This is a genomic window from Nonomuraea sp. WAC 01424, assembly GCF_003947315.1.
GTDB classification, from domain to species: Bacteria; Actinomycetota; Actinomycetes; order Streptosporangiales; family Streptosporangiaceae; genus Nonomuraea; species Nonomuraea spiralis.
Window position 1 is genome coordinate 467,354 of sequence record NZ_QHHZ01000004.1, and the last position, 21,192, is coordinate 488,545.

Annotated in this window: 24 protein-coding genes; 15 read left to right on the forward strand and 9 right to left on the reverse strand. The window is 69.7% G+C overall.

Translation table 11 applies throughout. The features are described from left to right. Window positions 1–156 precede the first annotated feature (156 nt). The gene (locus DMB42_RS14310) at window positions 157–501 is read right to left on the reverse strand and encodes a helix-turn-helix transcriptional regulator (protein WP_125634602.1); all 345 of its coding nucleotides are present in this window, start codon (window positions 499–501) and stop codon (window positions 157–159) included. 220 nt (window positions 502–721) lie between these two features. Between DMB42_RS14310 and DMB42_RS14315 the strand changes: the two genes are divergently transcribed. The 3 genes from DMB42_RS14315 (at window position 722) to DMB42_RS14325 (ending at window position 2,805) form a co-directional block, all read left to right on the forward strand. After that, window positions 722–1,885 (forward strand): MFS transporter, encoded by a 1,164-nt coding sequence (locus DMB42_RS14315; RefSeq protein WP_221762139.1) that lies wholly within the window; start codon window positions 722–724, stop codon window positions 1,883–1,885. A gap of 26 nt (window positions 1,886–1,911) precedes the next feature. Continuing rightward, window positions 1,912–2,382: a hypothetical protein gene (locus tag DMB42_RS14320; RefSeq protein WP_125634606.1), complete on the forward strand. Its 471-nt coding sequence runs from the start codon at window positions 1,912–1,914 to the stop codon at window positions 2,380–2,382. A 162-nt stretch (window positions 2,383–2,544) separates the two neighbouring features. After that, the gene (locus DMB42_RS14325; protein ID WP_125634608.1) at window positions 2,545–2,805 is read left to right on the forward strand and encodes a hypothetical protein; all 261 of its coding nucleotides are present in this window, start codon (window positions 2,545–2,547) and stop codon (window positions 2,803–2,805) included. A 31-nt stretch (window positions 2,806–2,836) separates the two neighbouring features. Here the strand turns inward: DMB42_RS14325 and DMB42_RS14330 are convergent, their stop codons facing one another. From DMB42_RS14330 to DMB42_RS14340, 3 genes are all read right to left on the reverse strand, one after another. After that, window positions 2,837–3,559 carry a hypothetical protein gene (locus tag DMB42_RS14330; RefSeq protein WP_125634610.1) on the reverse strand — a complete coding sequence of 241 codons (723 nt, stop codon included), beginning with the start codon at window positions 3,557–3,559 and terminating at the stop codon, window positions 2,837–2,839. Further along, window positions 3,556–4,053: a SigE family RNA polymerase sigma factor gene (locus DMB42_RS14335; RefSeq protein WP_125634612.1), complete on the reverse strand. Its 498-nt coding sequence runs from the start codon at window positions 4,051–4,053 to the stop codon at window positions 3,556–3,558. Before DMB42_RS14335 ends, DMB42_RS14330 begins: the two co-directional genes overlap by 4 nt. Before the next feature lie 138 nt (window positions 4,054–4,191). Beyond that, window positions 4,192–4,773: a TetR/AcrR family transcriptional regulator gene (locus tag DMB42_RS14340; RefSeq protein WP_125634614.1), complete on the reverse strand. Its 582-nt coding sequence runs from the start codon at window positions 4,771–4,773 to the stop codon at window positions 4,192–4,194. Between the two features lie 97 nt (window positions 4,774–4,870). Here DMB42_RS14340 and DMB42_RS14345 point away from each other — a divergent pair, with 97 nt between their 5' ends. The 3 genes from DMB42_RS14345 to DMB42_RS14355 all read left to right on the forward strand — a co-directional run bounded on the left by DMB42_RS14345 (window position 4,871) and on the right by DMB42_RS14355 (window position 7,898). Next, on the forward strand, window positions 4,871–6,064 hold the full coding sequence (locus DMB42_RS14345) for an MFS transporter (RefSeq protein ID WP_260477678.1): 1,194 nt from the start codon (window positions 4,871–4,873) through the stop codon (window positions 6,062–6,064). Window positions 6,065–6,257: 193 nt separating this feature from the next. Next, window positions 6,258–7,115 carry a hypothetical protein gene (locus tag DMB42_RS14350; RefSeq protein WP_125634616.1) on the forward strand — a complete coding sequence of 286 codons (858 nt, stop codon included), beginning with the start codon at window positions 6,258–6,260 and terminating at the stop codon, window positions 7,113–7,115. A gap of 141 nt (window positions 7,116–7,256) precedes the next feature. Then, window positions 7,257–7,898: a M15 family metallopeptidase gene (locus DMB42_RS14355; protein ID WP_125634618.1), complete on the forward strand. Its 642-nt coding sequence runs from the start codon at window positions 7,257–7,259 to the stop codon at window positions 7,896–7,898. Here DMB42_RS14355 and DMB42_RS14360 read toward each other — a convergent pair. Continuing rightward, on the reverse strand, window positions 7,884–9,386 hold the full coding sequence (locus tag DMB42_RS14360; RefSeq protein WP_125634621.1) for an MFS transporter: 1,503 nt from the start codon (window positions 9,384–9,386) through the stop codon (window positions 7,884–7,886). The two genes, DMB42_RS14355 and DMB42_RS14360, sit on opposite strands and share 15 nt — an antisense overlap. Window positions 9,387–9,451: 65 nt before the next feature. Here DMB42_RS14360 and DMB42_RS14365 point away from each other — a divergent pair, with 65 nt between their 5' ends. Continuing rightward, on the forward strand, window positions 9,452–10,420 hold the full coding sequence (locus DMB42_RS14365; RefSeq protein ID WP_125634623.1) for a YafY family protein: 969 nt from the start codon (window positions 9,452–9,454) through the stop codon (window positions 10,418–10,420). A gap of 185 nt (window positions 10,421–10,605) precedes the next feature. Here DMB42_RS14365 and DMB42_RS14370 read toward each other — a convergent pair whose 3' ends face one another. The 3 genes from DMB42_RS14370 to DMB42_RS14380 all read right to left on the reverse strand — a co-directional run bounded on the left by DMB42_RS14370 (window position 10,606) and on the right by DMB42_RS14380 (window position 13,402). After that, entirely contained in the window at window positions 10,606–11,013 is a 408-nt protein-coding gene (locus tag DMB42_RS14370) for a hypothetical protein (protein WP_125634625.1), read from the reverse strand. Window positions 11,014–11,183: 170 nt separating this feature from the next. Continuing rightward, window positions 11,184–12,557, reverse strand: a complete 1,374-nt coding sequence (locus DMB42_RS14375; RefSeq protein ID WP_125634627.1) for an FAD-binding oxidoreductase — start codon at window positions 12,555–12,557, stop codon at window positions 11,184–11,186. Continuing rightward, window positions 12,554–13,402, reverse strand: a complete 849-nt coding sequence (locus tag DMB42_RS14380) for an alpha/beta hydrolase (protein ID WP_125634629.1) — start codon at window positions 13,400–13,402, stop codon at window positions 12,554–12,556. The genes DMB42_RS14375 and DMB42_RS14380 overlap by 4 nt, the downstream gene beginning before the upstream one ends. Window positions 13,403–13,514: 112 nt before the next feature. On the opposite strand from DMB42_RS14380, the gene DMB42_RS14385 reads away from it, so the two are divergent. Continuing rightward, window positions 13,515–14,003, forward strand: coding sequence for a MarR family winged helix-turn-helix transcriptional regulator (locus tag DMB42_RS14385; protein WP_125634631.1), 489 nt, complete (start codon window positions 13,515–13,517; stop codon window positions 14,001–14,003). Window positions 14,004–14,048: 45 nt separating this feature from the next. Here DMB42_RS14385 and DMB42_RS14390 read toward each other — a convergent pair whose 3' ends face one another. Continuing rightward, window positions 14,049–14,696 carry a TetR/AcrR family transcriptional regulator gene (locus DMB42_RS14390; protein ID WP_125634633.1) on the reverse strand — a complete coding sequence of 216 codons (648 nt, stop codon included), beginning with the start codon at window positions 14,694–14,696 and terminating at the stop codon, window positions 14,049–14,051. Window positions 14,697–14,880: 184 nt separating this feature from the next. Between DMB42_RS14390 and DMB42_RS14395 the strand changes: the two genes are divergently transcribed. From DMB42_RS14395 to DMB42_RS14425, 7 genes are all read left to right on the forward strand, one after another. Further along, window positions 14,881–15,360, forward strand: coding sequence for a nitroreductase family deazaflavin-dependent oxidoreductase (locus DMB42_RS14395; RefSeq protein ID WP_260477679.1), 480 nt, complete (start codon window positions 14,881–14,883; stop codon window positions 15,358–15,360). Further along, window positions 15,342–15,980 (forward strand): DUF4386 domain-containing protein, encoded by a 639-nt coding sequence (locus tag DMB42_RS14400; RefSeq protein WP_260477691.1) that lies wholly within the window; start codon window positions 15,342–15,344, stop codon window positions 15,978–15,980. The genes DMB42_RS14395 and DMB42_RS14400 overlap by 19 nt, the downstream gene beginning before the upstream one ends. Window positions 15,981–16,130: 150 nt before the next feature. Then, on the forward strand, window positions 16,131–17,006 hold the full coding sequence (locus tag DMB42_RS14405; RefSeq protein WP_125634639.1) for an alpha/beta fold hydrolase: 876 nt from the start codon (window positions 16,131–16,133) through the stop codon (window positions 17,004–17,006). Then, window positions 16,997–18,214, forward strand: coding sequence for an MFS transporter (locus DMB42_RS14410; protein ID WP_125634641.1), 1,218 nt, complete (start codon window positions 16,997–16,999; stop codon window positions 18,212–18,214). The genes DMB42_RS14405 and DMB42_RS14410 overlap by 10 nt, the downstream gene beginning before the upstream one ends. A 48-nt stretch (window positions 18,215–18,262) precedes the next feature. Then, window positions 18,263–18,727, forward strand: a complete 465-nt coding sequence (locus tag DMB42_RS14415; RefSeq protein ID WP_125634643.1) for a hypothetical protein — start codon at window positions 18,263–18,265, stop codon at window positions 18,725–18,727. A gap of 629 nt (window positions 18,728–19,356) precedes the next feature. Beyond that, window positions 19,357–20,559, forward strand: coding sequence for an alpha/beta hydrolase (locus DMB42_RS14420; RefSeq protein WP_125634645.1), 1,203 nt, complete (start codon window positions 19,357–19,359; stop codon window positions 20,557–20,559). A gap of 31 nt (window positions 20,560–20,590) precedes the next feature. After that, a complete protein-coding gene (locus tag DMB42_RS14425; RefSeq protein WP_125634647.1) occupies window positions 20,591–21,166 on the forward strand; it encodes a hypothetical protein in 576 nt (191 codons plus the stop codon). Window positions 21,167–21,192 lie beyond the last annotated feature (26 nt).

The window sequence follows — 21,192 nt, forward strand, 5'->3', positions numbered from 1 at the left end:
TAACCCTAATCCACGGAAAGGCGGGCCCCGACGAAGCGCCCAAGGTCGGGACTGGGGAAGTGGGGACTGTGCGGTCACGGCCGGGCCGGGCGCGGAGGAATGTCTGGAACGTTCCAGAGGATGCGGAGCTGTAGCCGCCCGGCCGCACTCCTCCGGTCACCAGTTGGCGATGACGTCACGGCCCTGCGGGATGGCGAGGTCGAGAAGGCCCGGGAAGCGCATGTCGAGGTCGTCTCGGCGCAGGCGGTTCAGTCGCCGGGTTCCCTCGTCCCGCTGGCGAATCACGCCGGCTTCTCGCAGGACCTTGAAGTGGCCGCTCTGGGTGGACTTGCTGACCGGCAGGGCGAACGTGGTGCACGCCAGTTCGCCGTCGGGCTCGACGTCGGCGAGCCGGGCGACGATGGCCAGCCGGACGGGGTCGCCGAGGGCGGCAAGCACGGTGGTGAACCGCAGTTGGGCGCGGTCGGGGTGGACGAGTTCGGTCGCGGTACGGCTGGCCATGCCTCCAGGATAGCCAGACATGTTCGGTGTTCTCGAACATCTGCTATGTTCGGAAACCCCGAACATGTTCCGGAGGGAACGAATGCCGCTCGAACACTCCGCCGCCGACGCACCTGGCGGCACGCCACCACACCGTCAGCGTCCAGGCCCACGTGCCGGCACGCTGCACACGGACCCGGACGCGAAGCCGACCCCGAGAGGGCGGTGGCGGTTCTGGGCCGTGGCCTACGCGTTGCTGATCCTGCTGACCGGCACGAACCTGCCGACGCCGCTGTACCGGGACTACGAGGCCAGGTTCGGGTTCTCGCCGCTGATGGTCACGCTGATCTTCGCCGCGTACGTCGCTGTGCTCATCCCCTCACTGCTGGTGGCGGGCCCGGTGTCGGACGCGGTCGGCCGCCGCGGAGTGCTGCTGCCGGCAGTGGCTCTGGCCGCGCTGGGATCGCTGGTGTTCGCCTTCGCCGCGAGTACGGGTTGGCTGTTCGCCGCCCGTATCCTGCAAGGTCTCGCGCTCGGCGCGGCCTCGGGGCCGTTGACCGCGGCGCTGACCGAACTGGAACCCACCGGAAACCGGCGCAAGGCGGCGCTGGTGTCCACCGTGGCCTCCGTGGGTGGCCTGGGGCTCGGGCCGGTGCTGGCGGGCGTGCTCGCCCAGTACGCTCCGGCGCCGCAGGTGTTGCCGTTCGCGGTGGAGATCGTACTGCTGGTTCCGGCGACGGCGGCCGTCGTCGTGTTGCCGGCGGCCCGCTCCAGGACGCGGTGGCGCCCTCGCCGTCCCGAGATCCCCGCCGCCATGCGTACGGTGTTCGCCACCAGCGGGACGGCGAGCTTCCTCGCGTTCGCGGTGATCGGGTTGTTCCTCACCCTCATCCCCGCATATGCGGCGAACCTGTCGGGTAGCACGAACCTGCTGCTGGGCGGTGCGGCCGTGGCACTGATGCTGCTCTGCTCCGCGCTCGCCCAACTCCTCGGCTACGGCAGACCGGCCCGGACCCTGGAGATGGCCGGCCTGCCGCTGCTGGCCACCGGGCTGGTGCTGCTCGCCCTCGCCGGCGCGCTCGCCTCGCTGCCCCTGTTGCTCGCCGCGACCGTCATCGCCGGCACCGGCCAGGGCCTGGCGTTCCTCGGCGGCCTCACCGCGGTCAACCAGGGCGCGCCCGCCGGCCGCCATGCCGACGTTCTCTCCAGCTTCTACGTGATCATCTATCTCGGCGTCGGCCTGCCCGTCATCGGCGTCGGCTTCCTCGCCACCGTGGCCGGTCTTCTTGCCGCCGTGCAGTACTTCGCCGGTTTCGTCGCGTTGCTGTGCCTGGTGATGCTGCTTGTCCTCGTCCGAACGCGCCACGACACCGCGCCCACCCCGTCCGCTCTCGACGCTGACTGACGCCGACCCCCTCCCCAGGAGAAGCCATGAACGCCACCCGACTCGACGCGGCCTACCGAGACCTGCTCGCCGCGGCCGAAGCGATCACCGCCACACTGGCCGCACCGGCACGCTCCGCGGCCGACTGGACCCTGAGCCACCTCGCGCTCAGCGACCGCGTCCTCGCCGCCGCGGCGCGCGACGTACTCGCCGGCCTGCCCGTCACCGTCGACAACCGTGAGGCCATGGACGACACCGCCGTCAACTCCTTGGTCGCCTCCACCACCCACGCCCAACGCGTCGACCTGGTACGCCGTAACGCAACCGACCTCAGCACCGTGATCAAGGCGATCCCCGACGACGCCGCCGCCACACCCGTCCGGCTCCGCCTGGTCACCCGCGACGGCGAACCGCTCCCCGACCAGCAGGTGTCCTTCGGCGAGCTGATCCGTCTACGGGCGACCGAACACGTCCCCGGGCACACGGCCAGGCTCAGGACGCTCGCCACCACCGAGTAGTCCCGCCTCGGCCCAACCCAGCGCCACCTGCGGTCCCACGCGGCCGTCCACATCGCGTCGATGCGAACGAATCATGCGCCCGGCGCTAACGACGTAGCCATATCGATCATGTGAGGGTAAAGCGCGAAATTTCACCTCATCACATGACGATCGGAGAATTCGATGGCCATTTGGAAGCGCACGCTCGGCATCGCGGGGATCGCCCTCGCCTTCGCGGCCGCGGCACCGGTGACCACGGCGTCGGCCACGGCGTCGGCCGCGGCATCGGACTGGGAGCTCGCCGGGTACTACTACGGCCCCAACATGTACGAGGAGTGCCACCGGGACGGCGTACGGACCGGCCGCGGCTACAAATGCGTCTACTACCCCAGCAGCTGGGACTATCCGCCGCAGCCGCACTACGAACTGATGATCCTCGTGTGACCTGACGAAACGCGACCGTATCAGGGCGCCGTCATGAGTGATCGGTGGGTGACTGCTGGGCCGGCTTGTCGTAGACGCCGATCGTCCACTCGCTGGGACGCCGGTCCACCACCTTGGCGAGGCGTTCCGGCGTCGTGACGATCGTGTCCATGTCGTAGGTGCCGCTGCCGCCCTCGATCTTCTGGCCGAGCGGGGCGTCGGAAGGGAAGATCCAGATCTCCAGGATCTGGGGCTTGCCGAGCCATCCCGGTCCGGCGGACTGCCAGTCGTACTGGGCGTCGAGACCCTCTCCACGACGATCCCCGCACCGGCCGAAGCCCGATTCGTTGCCCTGCCTGACCAGCACCCAGACGTCGGGATCGGCGCACCGGATGGAGTAGCCGGTGTTGGAGGTGGTCGGCTGGAAGGTCACCTTCACGCCCTGGCCGACCGTCGAGTGGTTCTCGGAGTGGATCAACTCCAGTGTGTCTCCGTTCGTGCCGACGGCCGTCCTGGGCAGATCGACGCCGTTCGTCACCCGCACCGTGGAGGCGGGGCCCAGCGCGGGCCCGCCGCCGTACGAACCGAAGAGCGCGACGACACCGATGGTCGCCGCGGCGGCCCCGGCCAGCGCCGCCCCGGCCGACCCGCTCCTGCGCCGGCGGGCCGCCCGTGCCCGCCGGGTGATCTCCGGTACGTGTGCGGGTCGGCCCGGCCCTGCGGCGCTGTACTCCTCGAACACCGCGCGCAGGTCACCTTCGGTGTACTGGGTCATCGCTTCGCCTCCACATTCAGTTCGCGCAGCGCCGGATCCACACGAAGTCGTGCCAATGCCCGGCTGAGCTGCTTCTTCACCGTCCCGAGCGAGCATCCGAGCACTTCGCCGATCTGCTCGTGTGGCAGATCGGCGAAGTAGTGCAGGACGACGACCGCTCGCTGCCGAGCCGGAAGGGCGCCGGTCGCCGCCCACAGGGCGGCGCGGTCGGCCACCGCTCCGGCGATGTCCCGCTGCTCGGGTCCCTCCGGCATCGCCTCGGTGGGCACTTCACCCCGCCATCGGCGCCGCCACCAGGAGGCGTGCGTGTTGACGATGATCCGGTACACGTACGGATCGGGGTTGCTCTCGATCTTGTGCCAGACCCTCCACGCCTTGATCAGCGAGGTCTGCACCACATCTTCCGCCGCTGCCCAGTCCCGGGTGAGCAGGAACGCCGTACGGCACAGCCGCTCATGCCGCTGCTCGACATACCAGGCAAACCTGTCCACCATCTCCCACTCCCTTTACGACGCCTTCTCCGGAACTACCGTCCAGGAGGCGCCTTTGGGTGACAGGGAAATCGTGAGTCTCCAGCATCCGCCACGGCGGGGTGGCTCGGGCGTTCCGCATCGCAAGCGGGACGGACGTGGTCAGCTCGCGGACGCCGCGAGCGTTCTGATCGTGAAGTCGATCGCCGTCGCGAGCCGCTGGGCGTCGTGCCCGGTACGTTCGCGTACGCGCAGCCCGAGCACCGTCGTGAACAGCAGTTCCACCGCGGCGTCGACGTCCAGTGCGGCGGGCAGGTCGCCCTCGCGGATGCCGCGCCGGAGCAGTGACGCCAGGGTTTTCCTGGTGACCTCGAACGCGGCCTCGGTCCTCTCCTGGACCTCGGGGTCGGTGGTGCCGAGTTCGGCGGCCGTGTTGACCACGAAGCAGCCGCGACCGGCCTCGTGACTGATCATCCAGATCAGCCAATCCCGCAGGATCTCAAGGCTGGGGCCGGGGGCGTTGAGCAGCTCTTCGGCTTGTGTGGACTCCGTCGCCCGATAGTGGTCCAGCGTCCGCAGGAACAGTGTGCGCTTGTCGATGAAGGTGCGATACAGGCTGCTCTGCTTGAGGCTGAGTTCGGCGCCCAGATCGCGCACGGACGTGGCGTTGTAGCCACGACGCCAGAACAGGTCGGTCGCCTTGGCGATCACCTCTTGCTCGTCGAACTCCCTGGGCCGTGCCATAGAGGCCACTCTACCGAAGTTGTGGAGCGAGCGCTCCCGTATTAGGGTTCGGGGTCGTATGGGAGCGATCGCTCCCAAATGACAGAGGAGATCTCACGTGACGGCAACGGACTCCATGACGCCCGGGCGGGACGCGACGGCGAGAAATCGTTGGATCGCGGTGTCCGCCGTGGCCTTTGGCACATTTCTCCTGGTGACGGCCGAGCAGCTCCCCATCGGACTGCTCACCCCCGTCGGATCGGCACTGTCGATCTCCGAGGGCGCGGCGGGCCTGATGGTCACGGTCCCCAGCATCGTCGCCGCCCTCGCGGCGCCCTTGGTCCCGGTGCTCGTCGGCAGGATGAACCGCCGGCTCCTGCTCGTCGCCCTGATGGGACTCATGACGCTCGCCAACCTGGCCTCCGCCCTGGCCCCGAACTATCCCCTCCTGATCACCGCCCGCGTACTGGTCGGGGTGGCGATCGGCGGATTCTGGGCCATCGCCGGCGGTCTGGCCGTCCGGCTCGTCCCCGCCTCGCTCGTACCCCGGGCCACGGCGATCATCTTCGGCGGCGTCGGGGCGGCGAACGTCTTCGGCGTCCCCCTCGGCACGCTGGTCGGCGGGCTGGCAAGCTGGCGGATCGCGTTCGGCGCGCTGAGCGTGCTCGCACTGGTCGTGCTGGTCGCCCTGGTGGCCGTACTGCCGCCGCTGGCCGCCGACCAGCCCGTCGGCCTGCGCCGGCTGGCCGACCAGTTCCGCAACCAGGGCGTACGGGTCGGCATCCTGGCCACCTTCCTGATCGTGACCGGCCACTTCGCGGCCTACACGTTCATCAGCCCGGTGCTGCAGGATCTGTCCGGCATCGACGGGCAACTCGTCGGGCCGCTGCTGTTCGGGTTCGGCCTGGCAGGCGTCGTGGGCAACTTCATCGCCGGCGCCACCGTGGCGAAGAGGCTCCACCGGACGGTCCTCATCATCGCCGCCGCCTTGGGCGTGACCGTGCTGCTCTACCCCATCGCCGGAGTCACCGCCGCCGGCGGGATAACGCTGCTCGTCGTCTGGGGCCTGGTGTACGGCGGCGTCTCCACGAGCCTCCAGACCTGGATGATCAGGTCAGCGCCGCAAGCGATCGAGGAAGCCTCCGCCCTGTGGGTGGCGGTGTTCAACCTCTCGATCGTGGTCGGCGCGCTGGCCGGCGGCACGATCGTCGACGCCCTGCCACTCGAGGGCATCCTGTGGCTCGCCGGCGTCCTCCTGCTGCTGGCCGGGCTCGCAGTATGGACCGCACGCCGAAACGCCAACCTTCGATGACATCCGTCTCACCGAGCTGGCGGTGATCACGTTCGGTGGTGGTCGCGATGGGCGGGTCCGGCTCCTTCGTTACGCGTGCCGCGGCCATAATTTTCTCGCTCGCCGGCCGTGATCGAATGACTCCTCCGTACGGATCACCGCGCGCATGCTTCTCTTCACGACTTCCTGATCCACGGACCGGCAGGAAATCACCATGCCCGGAGCACGTACGGCGGGGATCGCGCGCGGGGTGGCCGCGTGCCTGCTGTTCTTATCGGCCGCCCTGCTGTCGGCGGGGCCGGCCGGGGCGAGCACACTGGCGGTGGCCTGCGGGGACGTCCTGACCACGAACACCACCCTCACCGCCGATCTGACCTGCCCGGGCGACGCCCTGACCATCGGGGCCGACAACGTCGACCTGGACCTCAACGGCCACACGATCACCGGCTCGGGCACCGGCAAGGGGCTGACGCTCTTCAGCCGGGTGGGTGCCACCGTCCGCAACGGCACGATCGGCGGCTTCACCCACAGCATCTACATCTCCTTCTGGTCGGGGCAGCCGCGTACCGACCTCACCGCCACCGACGTACGGCTCCTGGCCCCCATCGACGCCTGGCCAGGCACGATCACCCTCACCGGCACCCGGCCGAACGCCTGCCTGATGTCCGGCCTCAGGCTGGTGGACGGGCTGCTCACGGTCGACCGGTGCACGCTGACCGGGCAGACCGTCATGGTGCGGAGCAGAGGCTCGGCGATCCGCGACAGCGCGCTGACCGCCGGGAGCCTCACGGTCAGTGCCACCGACCAGGGCACCTTCACCCGTAACGTCTTCGACGCCTTCCCCATGGGCCTGTCGAACGACAGCCGCCGCAACCTCGTGAAGGCCAATGTCTTCAAGAACTCGGTCACCGCGGGCATCGGCGCGAGCGAGACCTTCCTGCCGCAGGACGCGAACGTCATCGAGTACAACCTGTTCACCGGCAACGACATCGGCCTGTACACCGACGCCATGCTGAGGCACCTCATCGTGCGCAGGAACGTGTTCAACCTCACCTCCGCCCCCACTGACTGACCTCCCCACCCGGCACCGGTGACCGGCGGCTCCCACCGGTCACCGGCATCGGCATGATCACCCCCCTGGGTTCCCCGGGCCGCGCGATCGCCGATCGACGGCCCCTTGAGCGGTACCGAACCGCAGCACGAAGGACACGGCATGATTGTTCTCGCCGATCCCGAGATCAGCCGGATACCGGTCGAGGAGTCCGGCGAGGCCCTGATCGACCTGCGCGCCATCCCGGCGCTGCGCCTCGACCCGCGCCTGGCCGATCCGGACGCGCACTACGCCCGCCTGCGGCTCAGCCTCGTGGACCGTCTGATCACCGCGCAGACCCTGATGCGGCCCGGACTGCGCTTCCTGGTCGTCGAAGGCTTCCGGCCCGTGGAGGTGCAGGTGAAGTACTTCGACGCCCACGTCGACCGGCTCAGGGCGTCGGCTCCCGGCCACGACGAGGACTGGTACCGCCACCGGGCCAGTCGCTACATATCCCCGCCGGAGGTCTCGCCCCACCCGGCCGGCGCGGCCGTCGATCTGACCCTGTGCGAGACCGACGGGCACGAACTGTGGCTGGGCACCGAGGTGAACGACACCGACACGGACGCCTGCCACACCGCCAGCACGGCGATCTCCGCGCAGGCACGGGAACACCGCCGTATCCTCGCCGAGGCGCTGACCACGGTCGGTCTGACCAACTACCCCAGCGAGTGGTGGCACTGGTCCTACGGCGACCGCTACTGGGCCTGCACGACCGGCGCCTCGGCCGCACGGTACGGACCGGTGACCTCAGACCAGCTCTGACGCGCCGCCGTCTCGTGATTGCCCAGGTACGTGCTCGACTGCGGCTTTCGGGAGTGCCAGCATCACGAGTGCCGTGACCAGGTAGAGCACGGCGGAGACGATCAGGACGATGCCGAGCGCGTGCCCGTAGTCCGGCAGCGCCGGTGATCCGGCGACGGTGGTGAAGAAGATCGTGCCGAGCACGGCGATGCCGGCGGCGCCGCCGATCTGGTTGACGGTCGAGAGCACCCCACCGGCGGCGCCCGCGTCGCGTCCGGGCACGCCCGCGAGGACGACGTTCACGAGGATGGGCGCGGCGAGACCGAGTCCGAGTCCGCCGATGAGGAGCGCCAGGGCGAGGAGCCAGTATCCGGGATCGCCGCCGTCCTTGACGATGAACCACAGGACGAGCTGGGAGGCCGCGACGGTGAGCGAGCCGGCGATCAGCAGCGTTCTGCCCGCCCTGGCGGCGAGGGCGACGCCGAGGCCGGAGGTGATGATCGAGCCGAGCGCGTACGGGAGGATCACCAGGCCGGTCTCCCACGCGGTCCGGCCGGTGCCGTTCTGGAGGTAGATCGAGAGGGTGAGGAAGGACGCCCCGATGCCGCCGAAGAAGAGCAGCGAAGCGGTCAGGCCGACCGTGAAGGCGCGGATCCTCAGCAGGGCCGGGTCGAAGACGGGTTCGTCCCCGCGTCCGGTGAGCCGGCGCTCGTGGGCGAGGAAGATCGCGAACACGATGACCCCGGCTGCGAGGAGGGCGTAGGAAGCCCAGGTCCAACCCCATGTCCCGGTCTGGATGATCGGCAGCAGCAGGAGAAGGATGCCCGTGGCCGCTAGGAGCGCGCCTCGGAGGTCCAGCCGCGCGGTCGAGTCGGAACGGGACTCCGGCAGGACCTTCGCGCCGAGGACGAGTGCCACGATCGAGACGGGCACGCTGATCCAGAAGATCGTGCGCCACCCCAGGCCGAACAGGTCGGCGTCGACGAGCAGGCCGCCCAGCAGCGGGCCGGCGACCGAGGCGAGGCCCTGGACCGCTCCGTACGCGCCGAACGCCTTGGCCCGCTCGCCCGGAGCGAACGATGCCCGGATGATCCCGAACACCTGCGGGACCATGATCCCGGCGGTCAGTCCCTGCCCGGCCTGCATGCCGATGAGCATCCCCGGACCGGCGGCCAGCGCGCACAGCGCCGAGGTGACCATGAACCCGGCCAGCCCGATCAGGAACAGCCGCTTGCGGCCGTACTGGTCGCCGAGCCGTCCGCCGGTGATCAGGCCCGCGCCCAGGGCGAGGGTGTACGCGGCGATCGTCCACTGGATCTGGGCGTCGCCGGCACCCAGATCCTGGGCCATCGCGGGGGCCGCGACGGTGACGATCGTGGCGTCCAGAAGGTCCATGAAGGAACCGAAGAGCACCACCGACAACGCCGCGCTCGCGCCGGCGCCGGCGATGAGTGCCTGCGATGCCTCAGTGGTACGGGTGCCCTCTCGAGGGCTCGGTGTGTCGGTCATGCCGGCCACCATCGACGGCATAGTTGCCACCGAGTGACCGCTATCGGTGTAAGGATCGGAGAATCATGGCTGTCACCTCAGCGCGAACGCTCAAACTGCTGTCGATCTTCGGGATCGGTGCGACCCTGACCGCCGGGGAACTCGCCACCCGCCTCGGAACGTCGGTGCGGACCGTACGTCGCGACATCGGCACGCTCCGGGACCTCGGGTACGAGATCGAGGCCGTCCGCGGGGTCGGGGGAGGGTATCGCCTCGGTCGCGCCACCCGCCTGCCGCCGGTCGTCTTCGACGAGGACCAGGCCGTCGCCACGGCCGTCGCACTCCAGACCGTGCCGACGGTCCTGTCCGGCATCCGGGAGAACGCGGCCCGTGCTCTGGCCACGCTGCACCAGGCGATGCCCGCGCGCAGCCGCGTGCACGCCGAGGCGTTCACCGTCTCCTCGGCCCGTAACTACTGGGAGTTCCCGGCGCCACCGATCGACGCCGGGATCGTCCGCGCCGTGGGCAGCGCGATCAACCGGCAGCATCTCCTCCGCGTGGACTACACCGGCGACGGCGAACCCGTCACGCTCACGCTGGAGCCGCACGATCTCGTGGTCTGGGCCGCACGCTGGTACCTGGTCGCCTTCGACCCGGACGCGGACCGATGGCGCGCGATGCGCGTGGACCGCGTCGAACCCCGCCTGCCCACGCACACCCCCTTCGTCCGGCGTGACATCCCGCACGGCGATCCCGTCGCCTTCGTCATGACCGCGCACGACCGCGGCGACGCCGCCGCCGAATGGCAATGCCGCGGCTCGGCCACCCTCGCCCTGCCGGCCTCCACCGTCGCCCAGTTCGCCCCCGGCGGATCGACGGTCGGGTACGACACCGAGACCACGTGCCGGCTCACACTCGGCGCATGGTCGTGGCCAGGACTGGCCGGACTGCTCCTCACCTTCGACGCCGACATCACCGACGTCGAACCGGCCGAACTCAGGCAGGCCCTGCACTCCCTGCGCACCCGGATCACCCGGGCTCTCCGACCCGGCTGAACCCGCACATCCGGCGTCCGCGTCCCCGTCCGTGGGTGATCTCGGCGCGCGCCGGTGAAGTGATCACGCGGCTGACCTTCTGCCGCCGGGCCGTACGGACGTCAGGGGGCCGTACGGCTCGGTCGGGGGCTCCAGCCGTCCGGGATCGGCGCCTCACCCATGGAGAGGTGCCGGCGCCTTCGTGATCAACCGCAGTGCGACCAGCCCGAATACCAGGTGGACGACGAGATTCTGCCACCCCAGTTGATGCACTGTCCCGGGGCGTCGATCTTGACCGGACCGGCGTAGTAGGCGTAGCTGCCTTCGTCCTCGACGGACTTCGCGTCGTTCTTTCTCGCGATCCAGACATCCATGGGGGTGGACTTCCCCAGGTTGGCGGTCTTCCAGGTGACCGCGCAGTTGGTACGGCCGTTGTACATCAGATAGATGACTCCGCCGCTGATGTTGTGGTGATCGATCACGTGGTAACTACCGCCGCCGCACGCGGCGATCGGCGACGAGGCCGCGTTCGCCGGGCTGCTCACGACCACGGAACCGGCCAGCATCGCCGCGGTGACAAGGGGGAGCGCTACCTTCGTCCTGAACTTGCGCATGAGCCTCTTCCGCTTCTTTTCATGATCCTTCAGGGACGCGGGCGACTCTACGACGACCTTTGGAGCGAGCTGCGATGATCTTCCTCACCGGAGCCTGTACAGCATGTGAATTCTCGGTGTGCCGGAGGCTTCCGGCATGCCCCGGCCCATGAGGACGACGCCCGTGCCGATCAGTCCCGGACTGGTCCTCGGCCGGGCGGGATGTTGTGGTTGAGACGGAAGACGTTCGCCGGGTCGTGGACGGCTTTGAGGGCGGTCAGCCGCCGGTGGTCCGTGGGGTTGTAGGCGGAGCGGACCTGCGCGGCGGCGTTCTCGCCGTTCATGAAGTTGAGGAACCGGCCGCCGGTGCTCCACGGCCCGATCGCCTCGAACATGCGCGCGTGCGCCGGCCGGATCTGGGTGAGGTCGGCACGTTCCAGCCGGGAGATCACGTTGAGCAGGTATCGCGCGTCGCGGTTGCCGATGGCGTTGGCCACGGCGGGCGGGTGGGCGAGCCTGCCGCCGAGGTGGCGCAGTTCGACGATGTGCGGCACCGGCGCGTGGGGGCCCGCCAGGTCGAGGACGGTCCGTACGGCGGTGGCGTCGAGTTCGCCGAGCATGGCCGTGCCCGATTCGACCGCACCCGGCGCGACGGGGTCGTTGTAGATCGACCCGGCATCGGCGTAGGCCAGCTCACCGAGGGTGTCGAGCATTGGGCCGATGGCCCGTAACGGCGCCACCAGGCGCTCGCCGGCTCCGGGAGCACCGGCCGCGCAGGCGATGCGCACATGGACGGTGTGACGGCCGCGCATCGGCTCCGGGATCGCTGGAACGTCCGGCAGGGAGATGAGCGCGATCGAGGAGTTCATCGCCTCGGGCACGGTGGCGGCCCATTGCAGGTAGGTGCCGAACACCTCGGCGGCCTTCTCGACGGGAAAGATCAGCACCCCGCCGAACAGCGTGGCGACCGGCATCAGATCGATCTCCATTCCGGTCACCACGCCGAAGTTGTCCCGGCCGCCGCGCAGCGCCCAGAACAGGTCCGGGTCGGAGTCCTGGGTGACGTGCCGCAGGCGGCCGTCCGCCGTGACGACGTCGAGGCCGCGTACGTGGTCGGCGGCGTAGCCGAAGCTCCGGGACAGCAGGGCCAGGCCACCGCCGAGGGTGTAGGAGACCGCGCCCACGCGCGGGGCCGAACCGGACAGGGGCGCCAGCCCGGCCGGCGCCGTCCTGTCGATCACCTGGTCCCAGCGTGTTCCCGCGGCGACCCACGCGGTGCCGGCATCGGCGTCCACCCGGACCGCGCTCATCCGCGCGGTGGTGATCAGCACGCCGCCCTCGGCGGGGCCGACCGCCGAGGCGTGCCCGGTGCCCTGCACCCCCACGGGGAGCCCGTGCTCCTGCGCGTAGGTCACCGCCGCCTGTACGTCGGCGGGTCCGGTGGCGCCCACCACCAGGTCGGGACGGTGCCGGCGGGCGGTCTGCCAACCGGCGCGTTCCTCGTCGTACCCCTTGTCGCGGGGCGCGAGCACCGGGCCCGTCACGCGATCGGCCAGCCGGTTCATGATCCGTCCTGCTCGCCGCCGAGCCGCGCGGCCAGGAACCGTCCGGCCCGCTCCAGCGCCGCCGCCGCCTCGGCCGATCCGTCGTCGAGCTGGAACACGTGCGGTTGACGCGGAGCCACCTCCAACGTCACCGCGACCTCGTCGGCCCCGGCGCGTCCGGCCAGCCGTACGGCGTCGTCCAGCAGGAGTTCGCTCGAGCCGACCTGGATCAGCAGGGGCGGCAGTCCGGTGAGATCGGCGAAGAGCGGGCTCAGCTCGGGCGCCGACCTGTCACTGCCGGCGGCGTACTGGTCGAAGAGCCACCCGAGATCGGCCGGCGCGAAGAACGGGTCCACCCCGTCCTTGGACCGCATGCTCGCGCCGCTGAGGGTCAGGTCGACGGCCGGTGAGAACAGGACCGCCGCCGCCGGCATCGGCAGGCCCGCGTCCCGGGCGCGGATCAGGGTGACGACGACCAGAGCGGCACCGGCCGAGTCGCCCGCGACCACCAGCCGCCGCGGGTCGGCACCGGAGTCCAGCAGCTCGCGGTAGGCCGCCAGGCAGTCGTCGGGCGCGGCCGGGAACGGGTGCTCGGGCGCCAGCCGGTAGTCGATCGAGACGGCCCGGCCGTCCAGGTGCCGCAGCAGCGCGGCGGTGACGTGGGCGGTGGCACGCGCCGACCCGACCACGAACCCGCCGCCGTGGAGATACAGCAGTACGTCCTCGCCTGTCGTGCCGGGCACCGCCCTCCGCAGCTCCAATGCCGGCCGCCCGCCGAGTGTCGTCGCCGACGAGTCGACGTCCGCGGGCAAGGGCCGGGTGAACAACGCCGCGAACTGCTCGCGTCGCTGGGCAATGGTGAACATTTCGCCCCCAGAAATTAGTCAAGCAGCCTAACAGTCAGGCGACCTTACCATCGCGGAGGCTGGTATCGTCAAGCAGCCTGACGAAATTGCCCAGAAGGGGGAGCGCACGACGATGACGACACGTTCGGGAGCGCGCGAGCGGCGACACGAGGCCAAGCTGCCGCTGTCCACCCTGCTCACGCGGGCCAGGGACATCGTGCTCGAAGGACTCCACCAGCAGCTGGTCGACGAGGGGTTCGAAGGGATCCGGCACGTCCACGGATCGGTCTTCCGGTTCATCGACGCCGAAGGCTCGCGGCTGACCACGCTCGCCGACCGTTCCGGACTCACCAAGCAGGCGATCAGCGAACTGGTCGACGATCTGGAGGATCACGGTTACCTGGAGCGGGTGGCCGACGAGGCCGACCGCCGCGCGAAGATTATCCGGCTCACCGACCAGGGCAGGACGGCCCAGGCCGCAGCCGAGAGGATCCTCGCGGACGTCGAACAGCGGTGGTCGCGGCAGCTCGGCTCGGACGAGGTCGCCATGCTGCGGCACACCCTCGAGCGGGTCGTGGCGCTCGAAGCGGTCATCACTCCGAGCGCGCCGCCCCGGCGGTAGACGCACCGGGGCCGGGGCCTTCTATGCTCCGGCGCTCATCGTCTCTTACCGGCGAGCTTCGAGCGCGTCCAGGATCAGGTCCAGGCCGTAGCCGAACTCGCCGGTGTAGTCGTAGCCCGGCCGCAGGGCGTGGTCGCGGATCATCTCGGTGAGGTACGGCAACTCCTCGGCCGGCAGATGCCGGAGGATGCCCCCGGCCACCTCCTCGACGTCGTCCGGCGACGTCACCGGCAGGCTCGCCTCCTGCAGGACGAACCCGTAGACGTAGCTGTCGATGAGCGAGACGGCATGCGCGGCCATCGGCAGCGTGAACCCCGCCTTCCGGAGGACGCCCAGGACGGCGTCATGGTGGCGCAGCGTCGCCGGTCCCGGATCGCGACGGGAGTCCATGAGGCCGAGAGCCCAGCTGTGCCGCGACAGGACCGCACGCGCGGAGCGGGCGCGCGTACGGATCGCGTCGCGCCAGTCGTCGCGTTCGGCGCCGGGCAGCTCGATCGCCGCGAACACCATGTCGACCACGCCGTCGAGGATCGCGTCCTTGTTCGGCACATGGTGGTAGAGCGACATCGCCTCCACGCCCAGTTCCTGCGCCACCCGGCGCATCGTGATCGCCTCCACGCCTCCGCGATCCGCGACCCGGATCGCGGCTTCCAGGACGAGGCCTCTGCTGAGCGGTTGCGGGGGTGGTGACACGACGGCTCCGGGGTGTGGACGGGTTGACAGCCTTACGAGCGTAAGCCAACCTTACAGCCGTAAGTGGCCTTACGCACGTAAGGCCATCCAGTTAGCAGAGGTTCGGCCGCCACCTGACCCGTGACGCGCCCTGCCGGAGCGAGAGAAGGAGATTTCGATGCCGATGCCGAGGTGGTGGGGGCACGTGAACAAGAAGGTGTTCAACCCCCGCGCGATATCCGGCGGGAAATGGCCGGTGCTGATTCACGTCGGTCGTATTTCTGGTGCTACATATCGCACGCCGCTCGACGCGCATCCCGTCGACGGCGGTTACGTGTTCGTCCTGGTGTATGGATCGCGTTCCGATTGGCTGCAGAACGTCCTGGCGGCCAGAGGCGCACGGCTGCGGGTCGACGGGCGAGAGGTGCAACTGACCGCCCCGCGCCTTGTCGGGACGGACGAGGCGTTCCAGGCCCTTTCCGATGAGGTGGCACGCCCACCGAAGTTGCTCCGCATCACCGAATTCCTCCGCATGGACCTGCTCACAGGCGGACCCTTGCCGCCGCCCGGCAAGACGTACTCCGTCACCACGACAATCAGAGGACGAACATCGTGCATACAGACAGGCGGGCAACCGCGATCGCGGGAACACTGGTCATCGTGGGCATGGTCGCCGGTGTGCTGAGCGTCGTGCCCGTTCTCGAGGGGCCACGCTATCTCGCTCTCATTTCCACCCGAGAGAGCCAGGTCGTGCTCGGCGCAGTCGCTCAGTCCATCATGATCCCCGTCTACGTCGGGTTCGCGTTATACCTTTATCCGGCTTTGAGGGCCGAGAGTGAAGCGCTCAGTCTGGGTTTCCTCGGGTTCAGGCTGATCGCAGCCGCGTTCCACTTCATAGGCGTGATCATCCTGCCCTTGTTCCTTGTGCTGGGCGACGGATTCACCCAAGCCGGCGCTTCGGACGCATCCCATTTCGAGGTCCTGGGCGAGTTGCTGCGGACGGCGCGCGACCTGGTCAATCACGTCGCATTGATCATCTCGCTCGGCATCGGAGATCTTCTGTTGTTCCGCATTCTGTGGCGGTCGAGATCCGTCCCTCGATGGTTGTCCGGGTGGGGATTTCTGGGAATCGGGGCAGCCATGTCGGCGAGCTTCTTGGTATTGCTGCGCGTAACTGACGTGGTCACGCCGCTCTATCTGGCCATGAACGCGCCACTGGCCCTGCAGACCCTGGTCCTCGCCGTGTGGTTGATCGCCAGAGGCTTCGCCGCGAACACGTCGGTCACGTCCCATCGGCACGGCTGACGCGCAGGCCGTCCTGCTCTGTTGCGACGCCACGCCGCATGCGTCGCGGTCCGGCCGGGTGCTCGTATGCTAATGGTACTTCACGGAGTTGACACATTAGGCGCGATCTCGCTATAACTAACGCATCATTCCCTTGGAAAGGCATTAGCGATGTCGTCCCCCCTGGTGGCCCGTACCGCCCATCGCACCCTCGACGTGGATGGCGTCCGGGTCTTCTACCGCGAATCACTGCCCGAGCGGGCCGACGCGCCGGTGCTGCTGCTCCTGCACGGCTTCCCCTCGGCCTCGCACCAGTTCCGCCGGCTCATCGACGTGCTGGGCGCCCGCTACCGGCTGATCGCACCCGACTATCCCGGTTTCGGCCACACCGAGGCCCCGGCCGACTTCACCTACTCCTTCGATCGGCTCGCCGACATCACCGAGGGCTTCATCCAGCGGCTCGGCCTGACCCGCTTCGTGATGTACGTCTTCGACTTCGGCGCTCCCATCGGCTTCCGGCTCGCCGAACGGCACCCCGAGTGGATCGCCGGCCTGGTGGTCCAGAACGGCAACGCCTACACCGAGGGCCTCTCGGACGGAGCCCGCGACTTCATCGCCCTGCGCCCCGGCACCCCCGGCGCCGAGGACACCATCCGCGACCTGCTCACCCTGCCCGGCACGCGCAGCCAGTACGAGACCGGCGTCACCGACCCCGAGCTGATCGCCCCCGACGGCTGGACCCTCGACCAGCACTTCCTCGACCTTCCGGGCCGCAAGGAGGCCCAGGTGGCCCTGGCGTTCGACTACCACTCCAACGTCGAGCGCTACGGCGAGTGGCAGGCATGGCTGCGCCAGCACACCCCGCCCACCCTCATCACCTGGGGCGTCAACGACCCGTTCTTCCCCCGGCCCGGCGCTCAGGCCTACCTGCGCGACCTGCCCGACGCCGAACTTCACCTGTTGGACACCGGCCACTTCGCCCTCGAGGACCACCTGCCCCAGATCGCCCCGCTCATCGCCGACTTCCTGGACCGTGTGTGGAGCTGACAGCGCGGCGTCCCGCCGTGGGGCTGGCGGTGTTGTTCACGGTGGCGTTGACCACCATCACCACCGAGACGCTTCCGATGGGCCTGCTGCCGCAGATGAGCGACGGCCTCGGGGCCTCGCAGGACCGGATCGGCTGGCTGGTGGGCGGCTACTCGCTGGTCATCATCGTGATCACCATGCCCCTCGCGACGATGACCGCACGCCTGGACCGCCGCCGATTGCTGGTGCTGATCATGGGCCTGTTCGCCGTGGGCAACGCGCTGCTGGCCATCGCCCCGAACTATCCCACCGCCCTCCTGGCCCGCCTGGTGACCGCCTCCGGCCACGGGGTGCTGTGGTCGGCCATGGCCGGGTACGCCGCCTCTCTGGTCACCCGTGACAAGGCGGGCCGGGCGGTGGCCGTGGTGTTCGCCGGCAACTCCGCCGCGCTGACCGCGGGCGTCCCGCTGGGCACCCTCCTGGGGCAGGCGGCCGGATGGCGCACCGGCTTCGCGGTCCTGAGCGGCCTGTCGGCCCTGCTCCTGGTCGCCGCGAGGATCCTGCTACCCGAACAGTCCGCGTCCCCCGCCCCCAGCGGGCTGCGGGGAGCGCTGCGCCTGCCCTCGGTACGGATCGTCACGGCGGCCACGGCCCTGGTCATGCTGGGGCAGTTCACCCTCCACACCTACCTGGTGCCCTACCTCGGGGATGCCGATCAGAGCGGCGGGGCCACCACGGTCGCGCTGTTCGTCTTCGGCGCCGCCGGAATCCTGGGAGTCTGGGCCGCCGGCCTGCTGGCCGACCGCGGAACCGGCCGCTACCTGCTGGTCACGCTCGGCCTGCACGCGGCCGCCGTCGCGGTGCTGCCGGTCACCGGCGGCGTGGTCACCATCGCCGTGATCGCGGTGTGGGGCCTGGCGTACGCGGCACTGCCCACCCTGCTGCAGACGTTCGCGCTGAAGACCGCACCGCACGCCGTCGCAGCCGCCTCCACACTGTTCATCATCGCCTTCAACCTCGGCATCACCGCCGGCTCGACGCTGGGCGGCCAGACACTGAGGCTCCTTGGCCCCGGGCCGCTGCCGGTCGCCGCCGCGCTCCCGGTCCTGGCCGCCGCGGCCACCATCGCCGCAGGACTCCACCGAGCACGCAAACTCCCTCGCCCGGCTCACGCCCGTCAAGCGGGCGCCGCGACAGGAGACCCGGCTGCCGCTCGCCAACGCGCCTGAGGCCAATAGGCTGACCATGATCGCCTGCCACAGTGGAGGGAGCCGCTCATGACCGCCGACCCGACGATGGCCCGGATCGGCCAGGGAGTGCAGTTGCATCACCACCAGGGTCAGCGTGAAGCCGCCCGCGAGTTGTTCGCGCAGATCTGGGACGACATCGGCGGCGAGCAAGGCGATCCGCTGCATGTCTGCGTCCTCGCCCACTCGATGGCCGACGTGCAGGACGATGTGGCTCAGGAGCTGATGTGGGATCTGCGCGCGCTCGCCGCCGTCGGCCTGATCACCGATGAGCGGGTGGCCCAGGCCGGGGTGCCGCTCTCGGTGGCCGGCCTGTATCCGTCCCTGCACCTGAACCTGTGCGACTGCTATCGCAGGCTGGGCGATCTCGACCGCGCCCGTGAGCACCTCCAGCAGGCGCGGGCCGGTATCGGAGCGCTGGGCGACGACGAGTACGGGCAGCTCATCAGAGGCGGACTGGAGCAGTTGGCCGGACAGTTGGACGAGACCGTCTGACGGCGAGCCCAGGGACGGTCCGATCAGGTCGGCGAGGGCTTGCCGGTGCTGTCGGGGCCGCCCGCCATCGCTGCGCCGTACGAACTGACGGCGCGTACGCGTTCCGTCGGCCGGGTGGGTGCTTCTTCCTCACGGGGTGGTGGAAAGGACTCCGTGAGGGACGATCCTTAGCCTGCTGCGGGGGCGACGCTCTCGTCGCGTACCCGAGCTGGGCATACTGCACAGGGCGAGCGCAGGTCGCCACGACACCTCCCGCCGGCCTGATGCTCCGGTGCCTTCGGGGGCCCAGAGCATCAGCCTCACGACATCCCACCCCTATGGAAGGCCCTGATGACCGCTGACCAGCCCATCTGCTGCCCCAGTTGCAGGGGAGTCCTCGTCGCCCGGCAGCGCAGCGACTACACATCCGCCCGCGGACGCCTCGTTGTCGCCAACGGCTACTGCCGAGGCCGCTGCCCGGCTCCCGTACAGGCATCTGCGCCCAAGGTTCTTGGCCAGGACTCCACGGCGGGCGAGCCTGCCGCTCGGCGGACGGAGGGCGTACCGGCCTGACCCCTGCCAAAAGTAAGGGGCCGGGCTTGTCTTTCGGGCATGTGGGGGGTGGTGGCCTCGTTTCTACAGTTCTGTGCATGATCAGAACTCGCCGCAACCCTGCCCCCCTCCTCCTCGCCCTGACGCTGGCCCTCCCGGCGGCGGCCGCGGCGGCCGGCTCGATGTCGTCGCCCGCCGCCGCCTCCACCGCGGACACCTCCGACGTACGCGTCGCGATCCCGCGCCCCACCGGCCAGTACGAAGTCGGCCGCGACACCCTGCATCTCGTCGACGCCGGCCGCCGCGACCCGTGGATGCCCACAGCGGCACGCGAGCTGATGGTGTCGGTGTACTACCCGGCCCGCACCGGCGGGAGCGCCGCGCCGTACATGAGCGTTGACGAGGCTCGGCTCCTCCTCAAGGGGCAGAGACTCGACACCGTCTTCAAGGCCGGGCAACTCGCCGGCGTCAGCACGAACGCGCACCTGAACGCACGTCCCGTCGGTGGCCGGCACCCCCTGGTGGTGCTCTCCCCGGGGTTCACCCTCAACCGCGCCACCCTGACCACGCTCGCCGAAGACCTCGCCTCCAAGGGCTACGTCGTCGCCCTCGTGGATCACGCCTACGAGTCGTTCGGCACGACCTTCCCCGGCGGCCGTACCCTGACCTGCGTCGCGTGCGAGACGGTGGAGAGCGCCCCCACCGACGAGGCGGAGAAGGAACTGATGGCCAAGGCCGCGGTCAACCGGGCAGCCGATCTGTCCTTCGTGATCGACCGGCTGACCCGTCCCGTACGGTCAGCCCCCGCCTGGAGGCACTGGCAGATGATCGACCCGCGCCGGATCGGCGCCGCGGGCCACTCGCTCGGCGGCAACGCCGCGGCGAGCGTCATGGCCGCCGACCAGCGGGTACGCGCCGGGGTGAACCTGGACGGCTCGTTCTTCGCCCCGGTCGCGGTCTCCGGCCTCGGCAGGCGGCCGTTCCTCATGCTCGGCACCAAGGTCCAGCACTCACCCGGCGCCGCCGACACCACCTGGACGCGGGACTGGCCGCGCCTGGACGGCTGGAAGCGCTGGCTGACCGTGGCCGACTCCGGCCACTTCACCTTCATCGACCTGCCCATCCTGGGCGCGCAGGTCGGGATCGTCGACCCCTCCGCGCCCCTGTCGGGCAAGCGGTCGGGCGAGATCACCACGGCGTACGTCGGCGCCTTCTTCGACCAGCACCTCCGCGGCGAGAACCAGCCCCTGCTGAACGGCCCGTCCCCCGCCAACCCGGAAGTGGCCTTCCACAACCCCTGAGTCCGGCGCGTACCGCTTCAATGCCTCGGGTGTGTACGCCGCCGACACCACGACGATCTCCCAGGAGGTAGGGGGGACGGGCCGGTCCCGGGAGATCAGCATCGGCCGGAGGTTCTACTCCCAGGACTACGTACGTGCCAAGGACGGCAGATACACGTGGAAGTCGCCGTCAGTGCTGGGGAAGTGGTCCTACGGGCAGAACTTCCCCGGTGTCGTCCGGGGAGAGGACCTGATCAACGGCATCAACCCGGGCTTCCTCAGGCTGGGCGCCTTCAACACCGCGTACAGCGCCGACGGCGGAACCTTCGAGGGAGTCCGGACCACGGTCTTCAACGGCGTCGTGACGGTTCCGGAGCTGGGGGAGCGGCAGGCCGGCATGTTCTTCGGGACCGAGCAGGAGGACGGCTCGTGGCGCGGGTCGATCACCTGGAAGCTGTGGGTGGGCCCGGACAACCTGCCGCGACGCTTCCACGCCGTCCTGAGGTTCGCCCCGACGCACGGCGGTGGTGGGGTCGAGACCATGACGATGAACACCATCTACCGAGGATGGGGGAGTCCGGTCAAGATCACGGCCCCGCCCAAGCACCTCATCACCGACGACTGGTGATCGAACGGGGGAGAACCGCGTGCCGG